Consider the following 13589-nt stretch of genomic DNA (forward strand, 5'->3'; position numbering starts at 1 on the left):
TCATTAAGATCTTTGCATACTTTTTGTAACTTTATAGGAAACAATTAATCTGAAAATTAAAATGTTAGATCATGTTCCCTTTTTGCCTTATGTTCTGAGTGCATTTATCGGCATCGGATTGGCTGCCGCTACTGGCTTTAGAGTCTTTCTGCCGATGTTCGCAGTAAGTCTCGCTTCATATCTTCACTGGATTCCGACGAATGAGAGTTTTGAATGGCTTTCCGGTCTTCCGACGCTTATCACAACCGGAATTGCTACGGTAGCTGAGATTCTCGCTTATTATATTCCGTTTATTGATCATTTATTGGACACAATCTCTATTCCGATGGCAACTGTGGCTGGTTCTGTCCTGTTTGCGAGTCAGTTTGCTGATTTAGGAACATTTCCACAATGGGCTTTGGCTTTGATCGCGGGAGGAGGAACGGCGGCAACCATAAGTTCGGGCTTTGCAGGGCTGCGGGCTGCTTCTACAGCAACAACGGGCGGTCTCGGAAACTCAGTTGTTGGAACCACCGAAACTGCAGGAGCGGGAATTATGACCGTTTTAGCGATGGCTATGCCAATTTTAGCAGGTATATTTGCTATAATTTTAGTTATTCTTGTTATTGTTTACGGACGAAAAGCCTTGCGAAAATTGAGAAGTAAAAAAAATGTCGCCAACAATACATAAAACAAAAATGCTGAATCTATCCGACTCAGCATTTTTTATATTTTCCTTTTTTTTAAACTTAGTTCTTTCCTCGGATATCCTTGATTTCCTGAATTTTTCCTTCGAAATATTCTTTCTTTTCAGGGTGCTTGGTTATTAATATATTGAAAGCTTTAATCGCTTTTGTGTACAATTTCTGTTCGAAATACAAAGTCGCCAAAGTTTCCGTCATTAAATGCGAAATATCATCCGTTTTTTCTTTCACAACGAAATTAACTTCATCTTTTAGCTGAGAGATTTTAGGATTATTTTCTATGAAAGATTCAATAACCTTATTTTTAATTTCAGTTTTTATTTTATCTACAGGCTCTGCTTCTTCTACTTTCTGAATCTGTTCTACCGTCTCTTCTGTTTCGTCAGATTGTCTATCAATTTTCAGCCAGCTTTGCCACGTATTGATAAATCCGGGAACATTGCTGTCTATAGAATTTATCGTTTCGGCAGGAGTCTCTGTAGTCTCTTCTTTTTCTTTTTGCTGTTCTTCTTTAGCTTTATTTGCATCAACTGCCCAGCTTGATATAATATCTGAATTAAAGAAAGAAACATTCAATGCCGGAGCTTCTTCCTCGTCTTCTTCTACAGTTTCGGGCTCGTTAATTTTTTCTTCAATAACAGGCTCTTCAATCGTTTCAACTTCTTTCGCAACTTCTGTTTCTTCTACTTGTTGAATAATCTCTTCCTGTTTTGGAGATTCTTCTTTTACCTCTTCAACTTTTGGCTGAGGAGTTTCTGTTGATTTATTAATTAAAGAATCCGGAACGTGAGACTCAAGGCTCATTGGTTTCCAAGCAGATTTCACTTCTTGCGGAGCCTCTGCGACAGGTTTTTCTTCTGGAAGTTCTTCGTTTACAGTCTCTTCAACCGCTTCAATCTCTTCAGATATATTTTCAACTAATTCGGGTTTCTCTTCCTCCGTTTTTTCTTCAATAATTTCTTTCGTAGGTTCTTCAACATTAAAACTTTGAGTTTCTGCAAAACTTATTTCATGTCCTGAAATTTCAGGTTCGGTTTCTTTTTGTTCAGAAGAAACTTTTACCGTTTTCATTTTTTTCTCAACCTCTTCAATCAAGCGTCTCATTTCATCTTCATGTTTGTTGATGTTTGATTGAGGAATTTCTTCGCTTACAGTTTCTTCAACAATATTGGATTGAATTTTAACATCAGGAAGGAAAGAATCTGTTCCGTGGAAACTTAATTCAGCATCATTATTTACCTTTTCTGTTTCGCTTTCTGAAGTAATTTCTTCTTCATTGATGATTTCTTCGGGAGTAAATTCTATTTTAGCATCAACCTCATTAATCTCTTCATTATCAATAGAAACCGACTCGATTTCTTCAACTGAATGGTCTTCTTTAGGCTCATTTTCAGTTAAAGAAGGTTCTATTTCATGGAAGCTGAGATTAGCTTCATTATCAATTTTTTCTTCCTCTGCTTCTGAATCTATTTTCTCTTCATTAATGATGGTTTCAGGAGTAAATTCTGCAATTTCTTCAACATGATTTTCCTGCTGAACTTCCTCAGAAATGGGTTCTTCCTGAATATTTTCAACCTCATCAATTACCTCTTCTACTTCTTTCTTTTCAGCTTTTTGAGTAACAATAGATCCTGATTCTAAGGTAGATTCTAAGTCAATCGTTTCCAAAGTATCGTCATTAAGAAAGTTTTCTTCACCTTCAAATAAGATACGGTTTCTTTCACCATTTACATGAAGATGCTTAATTTCCGGTATAATTTGAGCCTGAAGAAGAAATGCTTCCTCATGCTTTTTATCTTTAACAATCTGCTCTTCTTTGGCAATCTGCTGTTGCTCTTTTTCCTCTCTTTTAATAGGAAAACTGCTGCTTTTATAAATATATTTGAAGGTATTTGCAGAAACCAAAGGCTTTTGCTCTTCAATAATTTCCGGTTTTGGCTTTTGCTTAATCTTACCGTTAATCAACTGATAAAGAATTTTCTTATCCGTTGTATAAGCCGCCGTTGTAGAAAGCTCTTTCTGATAATTTTCTTTATCATAAAGATGAATCCCATACAGATGTAAAGCTCTGATATTTTGAATATAAGGAAAAGAATTGATCTCCTCTTTCAAAAGATTAAGATCTTCTGACTGTATATTTTTGGGGTTCTTTAATAATTCTAAAACTCTTGGATTCATTTTACCAATTCGCTACAATATCGTTAAATATCTTGTTAATGATTCTATCTGTTGCAATCTTCACCTGTGAAGCCTCTATATCTGATTGTGATAAATTACTGTTGAAAACCGCTTCATCAGAATATGTTCTGTCGAAACTTGAATCAGGATGGATCTTGTTTTCGTAATGTACTTTCACTGTGATTGTTAATTTATTTTGAGAATCCTGAACAATTCCTCCCGTCGTCTGATTGGTTGTTGAATTAGAACCAATCGTGGTCGGCGTTATAGAATAATCTGAGATTTCTCCTTCGATCAAAATATCCGGATTTTCTTTGGTCCCCTTTAACGTCGTTCTCTGTAAAAATCTGTTCTGAATATCCGTTGAAAACTGCTGTGACAAGGCAGGATTCACCAATGCCGCATTGTTGGGAAATTCATTGATCTGTACCGTTTTTTCGTCCGTTAAAGATGAACCTGTAAATGAATAACACTGCTGAAACAATGTAAGAATTACAAATCCAAATATAATTTTCATTTTACTTATCATAAACCCTGCTTTTGATTTTGCGTTTCTAAAATATCTTTAAAGCTGACATATTTAATACAAATTCCGATTGGGATTGTGAAAATTATTCCGATTCCGCAGGCAATGATTCCTAATTCTGAAATTACTCCAACAACTAGGCTGAAAACCAATATCATTAAGAAATTTTTCTTAGCAATCTTCCAAGAAAGTGAATAGGCTTTTCTTACGCTCTGCACTCTGTAGATTGAAATTAACGGCTGCACAAAGTAAAAAGAAATTGCAAATGCAAATATCAATAACATGAACAAAATCATCCAAACTCCCATCCCGCTTGCAAATAATGCCGTACCAACATCACCTGTACCTTCTCCATATTTTGCCGCCATAATCATTGGAACCATAGACACTTGAATAGGAATCATCAATATGAAAATTGCCACAAAAAGCAATATCATAAATTTGAAATACACCCAAAAATCTGTAAAATCAAAAATATCACCCGCCTGAACTTTTTCTCCTCCGTCTACTTTTCTGCAAATTTTATAAAAATTTCCTAATGCCAATAATCCGCAAAAAGGAATAATACACATTACAATTGCAAGAATTGTGGCCACTATAAATCCTCCAATATCTTTTTTGAAAAGCTCAAATCCGTCCGAAACGTATTTTCCGATGTTAAAATTGTATCCTCTTTTAATAATTAAGTCAAAATCCATGATTCTTTTAGTCTTCTAGGTTATATTGTTTTATTTTTCTGTATAAAGTTCTCTGTGAAATACCCAACTCATCGGCCGCTTTGTTCCTGCGTCCTTTATGCTTCTCCAACGCTTTGATAATCAAATCTTTTTCATTGTTTTGAAGAGAAAGAGATTCAGGCTTATTTTCCTCAATTTCAATGTCTTCAAAATCTTCATAACTATCATCATTATCAGTATTTGATATAATTGTCGGCGTCTGAACAGTTGGATTATTATTATTCTCAAAATATAATAAAGAGCTTGCGGGAGCTGCCTGTTGAGTTTCAGTAGTATAAATTCTGCTGATCAGATTTTTTTCCTGGTTGCTCAGATCTGCTGTTCCTCTGTTCTTTATCAGTTCCGAAGTTAAGGATTTTAAATCATTAATATCGTTACGCATATCGAAGAGAATTTTATACATAATTTCTCTTTCGCTTCCGAAATCATTCTGTTTCTGAGCGTTAGGAGCATTTACCACCATTGGCAGATGCGTTTCCATTGGGATATATTCTGATAATTTTTCTACCGTTACGCTTCTGTCACGCTCTACCACAGTCATTTGTTCAACCAGGTTTCTTAACTGGCGAACATTTCCCGGAAAAGTATAATTTTCGATATAATGAACGGCGTTGGGCTCCAATTCCAGCTCCGGCATTCTGTATTTTTCGGCAAAATCTATTGCAAACTTCCTGAATAACAAATGAATATCACCTTTTCTTTCTCTCAAAGGCGGCATATCAATCTGTACGGTATTCAAACGATAAAACAAATCTTCACGGAATCTTCCGTCATGAATTGCCTTCATCATGTTGACGTTGGTAGCCGCAACAATTCTTACATTGGTCTTTTGAACCTGTGAAGAACCCACTTTCATGAATTCACCGCTTTCCAGCACTCTCAACAAACGAACCTGCGTCTGTAAAGGAAGTTCACCAACCTCATCAAGGAAAATTGTTCCGCCGTCTGCGACTTCAAAATATCCTTTTCTGGTAGCTGTAGCTCCCGTAAAGGCTCCCTTTTCGTGTCCGAATAGCTCTGAATCAATTGTTCCTTCCGGAATGGCACCACAGTTTACGACAATATAAGGCTGATGTTTTCTTTTGGATTCTGAATGGATGATTTTCGGGATAAATTCTTTCCCCACTCCACTTTCACCAATCACCAACACAGAAATATCCGTTGGTGCGACCTGAATAGATTTTTCTAAAGCACGGTTTAAAGCCGGAAAATTTCCGATAATTCCGAAGCGGTTCTTTATATTTTGTAACTCGTTACTCATAAGTAAATTTTTGATTATTGATTTAATTTTCGCTTACAGAACTTAATTTATCTTCTGTAAACGTTGTTGATTTTTAAAACGATTAGATAAACTTTTAAAGCTTATTTTCATCACAATTGTTAATTCTAACTTATTAAATCCAAGTAATCTTTGTTTCTGACTTTTGAAACTTTAGTTGTAAAATATATGTTTTCAACAAAATCATATTGCTTGACCTGTCGTTCAAAATTTTCTAAATTTTTATTGTGTTTGTTCTTCTGAGAATAATTTAATTCAAAATCATTATAAAAGTTATGATGCTGGATCCGGAAAATATTTTCTCCAATTGCATCAACAGCTTTTTGTTTTTGACTTAAAGCGCAATAATAGGTTTCTTTTTTCTTAGTTAAAAACTCCAATGACTGCTCACAATCCTGGGTTCCTAAAAACTTACTGTAAACCTCCCACAGTCTTTTGCAGTCATCGCTTTCGACGGTTCCGTTCCTGACATGGGCTGAAATATTATTGCAAATGATTACCAATAAAACACTGAGGCAATATTTATGAAATTTTTCCATTGTCTGTTTATTATTGATAATTATCTATTCTTGAATATCTATTTTCTCTTTGAAGAACAAATTAGTTCAGTGTATGTTCAATTTTTCTCCCTAAAAGTGTGCCCTGCGTGTTATCGTAAACGAAAACATCCACAATGTCACCCAATTTTTGCCCTTCAAGCATATCAAATACACAAACGGCATTTTGAGAGTTTCTACCTTTCCACTGATTTTGATTTTTTCTGGAAACACCTTCGATCAAAATACGGTGAACACGTCCTACATATCCTTCCATTCGTTGTCTGGATAATTCTCTCTGTAAATCAATAACTTCCGCCAAACGTCTCTGTTTAACATCCGCGGGAACATCGTCTTCCATTTTCTTGTGAGCAGGAGTTCCCGGTCTTTCTGAATAAGAGAACATGTAACCGTAGTCATATTCCACTTCTTTCATTAAACTTAAAGTATCCTGGTGATCTTCTTCCGTTTCTCCGCAGAAACCAATGATCATATCCTGAGAAAAAGAAATATCCGGAACAATTTCTTTAGCTTTTTTAATTAAATCTAAATATTCTTCGCGGGTATGCTGTCTGTTCATCGCTTCCAACATTCTATTGCTTCCACTTTGAACAGGAAGGTGTACGTATTTACAGATATTATCATGTTTGGCCATAATTCTGAACACATCCAAACTCATATCCTGAGGATTAGAAGTTGAGAATCTTATTCTCATATCCGGAACGGCTTTAGCTACAAGATCAAGCAAATGCGCAAAATCAACTGCCGTAGCCTTCTGCATTTCAGAAGCTTTGGCGAAATCTTTTTTAGGACCGCCACCGTACCAAAGGTAAGAGTCTACGTTTTGTCCAAGAAGAGTAATTTCTTTATAACCGTTATTCCAAAGCTCTTTACATTCTTCAAGAATTGAGTGCGGATCACGACTTCTTTCTCTACCTCTCGTAAACGGAACGACACAGAATGTACACATGTTATCACAACCTCTCGTAATCGTAACGAAAGCCGTAACACCATTTCCGCCCAAGCGAACCGGGTTGATATCTGCGTAAGTTTCTTCTTTTGAAAGAATTACATTAATAGCATCTCTTCCGTCTTCGGTTTCTTTTAAAAGGTTGGGTAAATCTCTGTAAGCATCAGGGCCAACCACAAGGTCAACCAATTGTTCTTCTTCTAAAAATTTTGTTTTTAATCTCTCCGCCATGCAGCCCAGAACACCAACCGTCATATTTGGTTTTTCTTTCTTCAGCTTTTTGAACTGAGCAAGACGCATTCTCACCGTCTGCTCGGCTTTTTCACGAATGGAACATGTATTTAAAAGGATAAGATCCGCTTCTTCTACTTTAAGAGTGGTATTATACCCCTGATCGTTAAGAATAGAAGCAACGATCTCAGAATCAGAGAAATTCATCTGACAACCATAGCTCTCTAAAAATAATTTTTTAGAATTTCCATCTCTTTCAGCAATAGCAAAAGCTTCTCCCTGCTTGGTTTCGTCTATATATTTTTCCTGCACTTTTGTAGAAATTAAATTTTAGATATTGGGTTTTAAATCAATGCTAAAAATAGTTTAGTTTGCAAAGATACAAAATATTGTGCCAGAATGGCAGGAAATTATTCTGATGCTGAAAAGTTTAAAGGAAGCCTAAATCTATAGTTAATAGGCTCTCCATGAATTTTTGCAGGGGACCATCTTTTTCTTATACTTCGAATTCCATCAAGAATTCTTTCATCAAACTCATCATTTCCGGATGACTCGTCCAATTTAAGTTGCTCTATTTTCCCTTCTCTATTAACCACAAATGTCACTACCAATTTAAATGGCTCGCTCCATTTGAAACCTCTTAAGTCAACATTTCTTACAACCTCTGCTCTAAAAGAGTTGATCCCTCCCGGCAGTCCATCTTTCTTATCGAATCCTGCTCTTTCTTCAAAATTTTGAGGTAAATAACCTTCCTTATATTTATCAAACAAGGCATCAGGAAAAATAATAAACCATGTTATAGTAGGTTTTTTAATATCATCAAAAGTTGCAGGCTTCCATTTATCCATATACCTTAAAACCTCTAAGCTCAAGTCAAAAGTACATTTATTTTTAATAGCAGCATCTGCATTTAATTCATCTTTAACATACTTTACGGAAGCATCCTCGTACACAACCAATTTAAGCACATGAAATTCATTTTTATTTTCACATGGTTTTAATTTTTTATCTATAAGAATTTGATGAAAATCTTTATAAAACTGAACATCACCTCCTTCATACGAATTTTGTCCTACTGGATATTTATTCATTATAGTCTGTCCAAATATTTGAAATGAGAAAAGCAATAAAGAAATTGCAAACAATAATTTTTCAATTATGATCATAAATGTTTAATGAAATTAGTTTTTAATACATATTTAATTTAAATAAATCTCCTCACTAAATATCTGTTGAGATTGATGACAGATTCATTTTTATTTTAACCTGAGAAGTTATTGAATGACCATTGCAAGACGCCGGAATCCAGTTTTTTTTGATTCTTCTCACCACATATTTCATATCATCAAAGAAAACTTCACTGTTGGCAACTTTTGGAGATCCTTCAATTTTGATCACTTTTCCTGTCTGGTCTATCGTTAATACAAAATTAAAATCACCATTTAATACATAAAAATCAGAATTGAGATAGTCAAACATGTATTTTCTCAACATTTCTTTATAAACCGATACTCCGCCCTCAAAAGCTGCCGCTTTAAAGTCATTACAGTTTTTCGCTGCAATCTGTAATAATGGTTCTTTTATATCTATTTTTAAAAGATTTTTATTGCTTTCCGAAGTAAAAGTATCGTCTCTTTCTTCAACATCTTGTTGTGCAAAAGCAAAATTTGCCATCAAAAGTCCAATGAATAATGCTAAAGTTTTCATGAATATATTTTTATTAAAGCAAAATTACATCAAAAAAAAGCTTCACACAAAAGTGTAAAGCATGATTAAAATATTTAATTAAATTTTAATGTAAAAACTATGAAGTGAGTTCTTGATATTATTTAGATTACCTCAATCTGATTTCTCAATAAATCTTCGAATTCATCTCTTTTACGAATTAAGAGTGCTTTTCCGTCTAAGAAAAGAACTTCGGCCGGTTTCAATCTTGAATTAAAGTTTGAACTCATTTCAAAACCGTAAGCTCCTGCATTATGGAAAGCCAAAACATCGCCTTCTCTTACTTCATTTAATTTTCTGTCCCACGCGAAAGTATCTGTTTCACAAATATTTCCAACTACGGTATAAATTCTTTCTGCCCCTTTTGGATTAGATAGATTTTCAATCTGATGATAAGAATCGTAAAACATTGGACGAATCAAATGATTAAATCCGGAATTAACTCCAACAAAAACGGTTGCCGTTGTTTGCTTGATCACATTCGCTTTTACTAAAAGATATCCGCTTTTTCCGACCAGGAATTTTCCGGGTTCGAACCATAATTCGAATTTTTTGCCTGTAGATTTCGAGAATTCAGAGATTACTTTCTCCACTTTTTTTCCTAATGTTTTCACATCAGTTTCTTCTTCGCTGTCTTGATAAGGAATTTTGAACCCGCTTCCCATATCCAAATATTTCAGATTTGGAAAATGCTCAGAAAGTTCCAGCATAATATCTAAAGCCTGCAGGAAAACATCAGGATCTTTAATCTCGCTTCCTGTATGCATGTGAAGACCTTCAACATTCAGGTTTGTACTTTTCATCACTCTTTCGATATGACGAACCTGATGAATAGAAATACCAAATTTACTGTCGATATGGCCTGTTGAGATTTTATAATTTCCGCCTGCGAAAATATGCGGGTTGATTCTTACTAAAATTGGGTAAGTATTCCCGTATTTGTTTCCAAATTGCTCAAGAATAGAGATGTTATCGATATTAATGTGAACTCCGTGCGTCATTGCTTCTTCAATTTCAGCTAAATCAACACAGTTTGGAGTGAATAATATTTTGTCTTTCGTAAATCCTGCCTTTAAACCAAGCTTCACTTCATTAATTGATACACAATCCAAAGAAGCACCCAAGTTCTTGACATACTTCAGAATGTTGATATTTGTCAACGCCTTCGCTGCGTAGAAGAACCTTGTGTGTTTTAAAAAAGAAGATGTAAGTTTCTCGTATTGAATTTTAATTGATTCTGCATCGTAAACGTACACCGGTGTGCCAAACTCATTGGCAATCTTTAATAATTCTTTTGAATTCATAATTTTATTTTAGCATAAAAAAGGCAGATTCTTCCGAAAAAGAGTCTGCCAAAGTATTATTTTTATGCAAGGCAACTCTTTTAAACATTCCAAACCTTAGAAAACTTTACAGTTCCTTTTTTTCCAGCTTTATTTTGTTTAAAATTGTGCATTGCTTTGTTTTATTTTTTACAAAAATACTAATTCTTTTTTATTTCAAGAAAATTGTTTGAAAAGCATTCTCTTTCTGATAAAAATTAATACGTTGTAAAATGTTCTTTTATTTTGGCAATGGCAGCGTTTCAAAATCACCGCGAAGTAACGCCAACTGCAAATCGTTATTTAAATCCGCGGTTGACAGAGGCAGATCTATTTTTAATTTAGAGATCATACTTAATGTCTGGATCTGGGTGAAAAGTTCATAGAAACCGTAAGAAACAGCTTTTCCGTTTTCTATGATTAAAAATAGTTTTTCGCCCAACTTCCTCCCCTGTCCCAACCAAAGCTCGTTCCTTTTTTTGAAATCTATTTTCTTTTTGAAGATATTAATATCATTATATTCCTCAAAACTTCCAATAAACTGAACCGCTTTTGTACCCTGAGTAAAAGATTTGAACTTCAGAATTGGCCTTTCTGATTTATTCAGTTGATTTTTCTCAACGATGTATTTATTATTTCTAAAATAAAGTCCGAAAGGATAAACTTCTCTTTTTTTGATATTTTTAGAATTCAATATCAACTTGGCGATAATATCTGTTCCTGTGAGCTCAAAATTAATTTGCGTAACTCCCGTCTGAATTTCTTCCCATCGCTTAGATTTAGAATTAAAAACTTTCTTCGAAAATTTATTAATATCCTGAACATAATCTGAAAAGATGATTTTTCCGCTTTCATTTTGAAAATAAACAAAGCCTTTTTCGTTCGGAAGATCTTGCGTTAACTCCTTTATCTTATTGATATAAGTATTGGCATTTGTTTCTTCGTGCTGTTCCTGAATGATCTCGTTTTTAGTATCTTTTGACACCAAAAGTTTAAATAATTCTAACGTAGCTCGTGCATCACCATCCGCTCTGTGATGATTTGTTAAAGGAATTCCCAGAGATTTTACCAATTTTCCTAAAGAATAACTTACCTCATCAGGAATCAGTTTTTTAGCTAAAGGAATCGTATCTAAAGTATTGATTCTGAAGTCATAACCAAGCCTTGCAAACGACTGACGAAGCATTCTGTAATCGAAATCGATATTGTGCCCAACCAACGTTGTATTTTGAGTAATTTCGATCACTCTTTTTGCAATTTCATGGAATTTCGGAGCCGTTTTGACCATTTTTGGGGTAATATTGGTCAATTTCTGAACAAAAGGCGTGATCTCTCCTTCAGGATCTACCAAAGAAATAAACTGATCGACAATCTTCTGACCATCATAACGGTAGACAGCAATATCTATAATGCATTCTTTTCTGTAACCTGCACCATTACTTTCTATATCTATTATTGAATACATTATAATCTGTTATACAGCTAATTTTATGATTAATACTAATAATTACTTCCATCAAAATCCCTAAAGTAGCCAATAAACTACCTACATAACTTATGCCATAAATAAAAAGGATTTTATCTAACCTTCCTGATACACCCTCACATTATGTAAAAATTAATTGCTGAAAATCAACCTTCCAAACAACGAATACATCTATTTTTTATCGATGAACAGGGGCAGTTCTGCTAAATTAACAAAAATTATGTCAAAAAAAAGTAAATATTGAATTTAAACTATCTATAATCATATTGAAATTGACAAAATCAACCAATAAATATTATCTTTTTCTTCCTCCCAAACCAAACATTCCTAAAATAGCTTTTGCCCCTTCACGCATCAAAGTACTGGTGAAAGTTCTTCCCGCCTGGCTTTGTAAGACTTGCTCGAACATTCCAGGTTCTTCTTTTACAGGTCTTGATTTTTGGGTCGGAGCAGAATTTTGGGCAGCCTGTTCCATTCTGCTTGTCAACATTTCGTAGGCAGACTCCTTGTTTATATCTTCCTGATATTTAGCAGCTAAACTAGAATTACTCACTAAATCAGCAACTTCAGAATCACTTAATACATCCATTCTGGATTCTGGGGAAATTAAATAGGTATGAACCAACGGTGTAGGAATTCCTTTTTCATCTAAAGCGGTAATAAACGCTTCACCAATTCCCAGATTTTGAATTAAATTGGAAGCATTGTAAAATTCTGTTGTCGGATAATTTTCAACTGCTTTTGATATTTCTTTTTTATCTTTTGCTGTAAAACCTCTCAATGCGTGCTGGATTTTTAACCCTAATTGAGAAAGTACACTTTCAGGAACATCCCCCGGAATCTGAGTGATAAAATAAATACCAACTCCTTTAGAACGAATTAATTTTACCATCGTTTCAATTTGCGAAAGCAGAGCTTTTGAAGATTCATCAAACATCAAATGAGCCTCGTCAATGAATAAAACCAACTTCGGTTTCCCGCTGTCTCCCTCTTCCGGGAACGTCATATAAATCTCAGCAAAAAGAGAAAGCATAAAAGTTGAAAATAATTGCGGTTTATTTTGAATATCAGCCACTCTCAAAATATTTACAACACCTTTCCCGTCTCTGGTTTCAAGCAGATCATGAACATCGAAACTAAGCTCACCGAAGAAATCTGCTGCTCCCTGCTGCTCCAAAGCAACAATTGATCTCAAAATAGCACCCAAAGAAGCCGGAGCAATTGAACCGTAATTAGCAGCTAGTTCCGCCTTCCCTTGCGCGTTATCTGTAACATATTGCAGAACCTTTTTCAGATCATTAAGATCAATTAAAGGCAATCCTTTGTCGTCAGAATATTTAAAAACAATTGACATGATACTTTGCTGAGTATCATTTAATTCTAAAATTTTACTTAATAAAACAGGACCAAATTCTGTAACTGTAGCTCTCAGCTTCACTCCTTTTCCTCCTGAAATTGTCATCAATTCTACCGGAAAAGCTTGTGGATTATACGGAAGCTGCGTTTTAGCATATCTTTCTTCAATAATAGGATTCATTTGTCCTGCTTCTGCAATCCCTGAGAAATCACCTTTGATATCCAAAACCAGAGACGGAACTCCCGCATGAGAAAGCTGCTCTGCAAAAACCTGCAATGTTTTGGTCTTACCCGTACCAGTCGCTCCCGCAATAAGTCCGTGTCTGTTGATTGTTTTTAAAGGAATGGTAACGTTTATTTCTGATACCACTTCGCCCTCCAGCATTCCTTTTCCTAGTATAATATGTTCACCTTTTGGGGTATATCTGGGTGTTAATTCTTCAATAAATTTTGCTTTATCTGCCATTTGTTCTTTTTTAACTTATAAATATAAAATTTTTTATAAAACTTTTAATCATCTAAAGAATATTCATGATTTAGTTCAGCTTCAAATTTCTGTA

Annotated in this window: 12 protein-coding genes; 1 reads left to right on the top strand and 11 read right to left on the bottom strand. The window is 34.6% G+C overall.

All coding sequences use genetic code 11. The annotated features are described in order from the left end of the window. Positions 1-61: 61 nt before the first annotated feature. Positions 62-670, top strand: coding sequence for a DUF4126 domain-containing protein (locus BT156_RS08230; RefSeq protein ID WP_072409043.1), 609 nt, complete (start codon positions 62-64; stop codon positions 668-670). A 58-nt stretch (positions 671-728) separates the two neighbouring features. Here BT156_RS08230 and BT156_RS08235 read toward each other — a convergent pair whose 3' ends face one another. The 11 genes from BT156_RS08235 to BT156_RS08285 form a co-directional block, all read right to left on the bottom strand. After that, a complete protein-coding gene (locus tag BT156_RS08235; protein WP_072409045.1) occupies positions 729-2861 on the bottom strand; it encodes a hypothetical protein in 2133 nt (710 codons plus the stop codon). Position 2862: 1 nt separating this feature from the next. Beyond that, positions 2863-3378 carry an LptE family protein gene (locus tag BT156_RS08240; protein ID WP_228414837.1) on the bottom strand — a complete coding sequence of 172 codons (516 nt, stop codon included), beginning with the start codon at positions 3376-3378 and terminating at the stop codon, positions 2863-2865. Between the two features lie 8 nt (positions 3379-3386). After that, positions 3387-4085, bottom strand: a complete 699-nt coding sequence (locus BT156_RS08245; protein ID WP_072409049.1) for a DUF4013 domain-containing protein — start codon at positions 4083-4085, stop codon at positions 3387-3389. A 7-nt stretch (positions 4086-4092) separates the two neighbouring features. Then, a complete protein-coding gene (locus tag BT156_RS08250) occupies positions 4093-5385 on the bottom strand; it encodes a sigma-54 interaction domain-containing protein (protein WP_072409051.1) in 1293 nt (430 codons plus the stop codon). Between the two features lie 125 nt (positions 5386-5510). Further along, the gene (locus tag BT156_RS08255) at positions 5511-5942 is read right to left on the bottom strand and encodes a hypothetical protein (RefSeq protein WP_072409053.1); all 432 of its coding nucleotides are present in this window, start codon (positions 5940-5942) and stop codon (positions 5511-5513) included. A 61-nt stretch (positions 5943-6003) separates the two neighbouring features. Next, positions 6004-7452, bottom strand: a complete 1449-nt coding sequence (gene miaB, locus BT156_RS08260; protein ID WP_072409055.1) for a tRNA (N6-isopentenyl adenosine(37)-C2)-methylthiotransferase MiaB — start codon at positions 7450-7452, stop codon at positions 6004-6006. 98 nt (positions 7453-7550) lie between these two features. After that, positions 7551-8306, bottom strand: a complete 756-nt coding sequence (locus BT156_RS08265; protein WP_083582320.1) for an energy transducer TonB — start codon at positions 8304-8306, stop codon at positions 7551-7553. A 55-nt stretch (positions 8307-8361) separates the two neighbouring features. Continuing rightward, the gene (locus BT156_RS08270) at positions 8362-8847 is read right to left on the bottom strand and encodes a hypothetical protein (RefSeq protein ID WP_072409057.1); all 486 of its coding nucleotides are present in this window, start codon (positions 8845-8847) and stop codon (positions 8362-8364) included. A gap of 122 nt (positions 8848-8969) precedes the next feature. After that, positions 8970-10169 carry a diaminopimelate decarboxylase gene (gene lysA / locus BT156_RS08275; RefSeq protein ID WP_170857284.1) on the bottom strand — a complete coding sequence of 400 codons (1200 nt, stop codon included), beginning with the start codon at positions 10167-10169 and terminating at the stop codon, positions 8970-8972. Positions 10170-10428: 259 nt separating this feature from the next. Then, positions 10429-11652: a 3'-5' exonuclease gene (locus BT156_RS08280; protein ID WP_072409061.1), complete on the bottom strand. Its 1224-nt coding sequence runs from the start codon at positions 11650-11652 to the stop codon at positions 10429-10431. Positions 11653-11968: 316 nt separating this feature from the next. After that, positions 11969-13495: a helicase HerA-like domain-containing protein gene (locus tag BT156_RS08285; RefSeq protein ID WP_072409063.1), complete on the bottom strand. Its 1527-nt coding sequence runs from the start codon at positions 13493-13495 to the stop codon at positions 11969-11971. Between the last annotated feature and the right edge of the window lie 94 nt (positions 13496-13589).

The organism is Chryseobacterium limigenitum, from assembly GCF_900114875.1.
Classification (GTDB): domain Bacteria; phylum Bacteroidota; class Bacteroidia; order Flavobacteriales; family Weeksellaceae; genus Chryseobacterium; species Chryseobacterium limigenitum.

Bases quoted from the DNA above. Each gene is read 5' to 3' on its own strand.
- BT156_RS08230 (WP_072409043.1), top strand. From the start codon at position 62: ATGTTAGATCATGTTCCCTTTTTGCCTTATGTTCTGAGTGCATTTATC.
- BT156_RS08235 (WP_072409045.1), bottom strand. From the start codon at position 2,861: ATGAATCCAAGAGTTTTAGAATTATTAAAGAACCCCAAAAATATACAG.
- BT156_RS08240 (WP_228414837.1), bottom strand. From the start codon at position 3,378: ATGAAAATTATATTTGGATTTGTAATTCTTACATTGTTTCAGCAGTGT.
- BT156_RS08245 (WP_072409049.1), bottom strand. From the start codon at position 4,085: ATGGATTTTGACTTAATTATTAAAAGAGGATACAATTTTAACATCGGA.
- BT156_RS08250 (WP_072409051.1), bottom strand. From the start codon at position 5,385: ATGAGTAACGAGTTACAAAATATAAAGAACCGCTTCGGAATTATCGGA.
- BT156_RS08255 (WP_072409053.1), bottom strand. From the start codon at position 5,942: ATGGAAAAATTTCATAAATATTGCCTCAGTGTTTTATTGGTAATCATT.
- BT156_RS08265 (WP_083582320.1), bottom strand. From the start codon at position 8,306: ATGATCATAATTGAAAAATTATTGTTTGCAATTTCTTTATTGCTTTTC.
- BT156_RS08270 (WP_072409057.1), bottom strand. From the start codon at position 8,847: ATGAAAACTTTAGCATTATTCATTGGACTTTTGATGGCAAATTTTGCT.
- lysA (WP_170857284.1), bottom strand. From the start codon at position 10,169: ATGAATTCAAAAGAATTATTAAAGATTGCCAATGAGTTTGGCACACCG.
- BT156_RS08280 (WP_072409061.1), bottom strand. From the start codon at position 11,652: ATGTATTCAATAATAGATATAGAAAGTAATGGTGCAGGTTACAGAAAA.
- BT156_RS08285 (WP_072409063.1), bottom strand. From the start codon at position 13,495: ATGGCAGATAAAGCAAAATTTATTGAAGAATTAACACCCAGATATACC.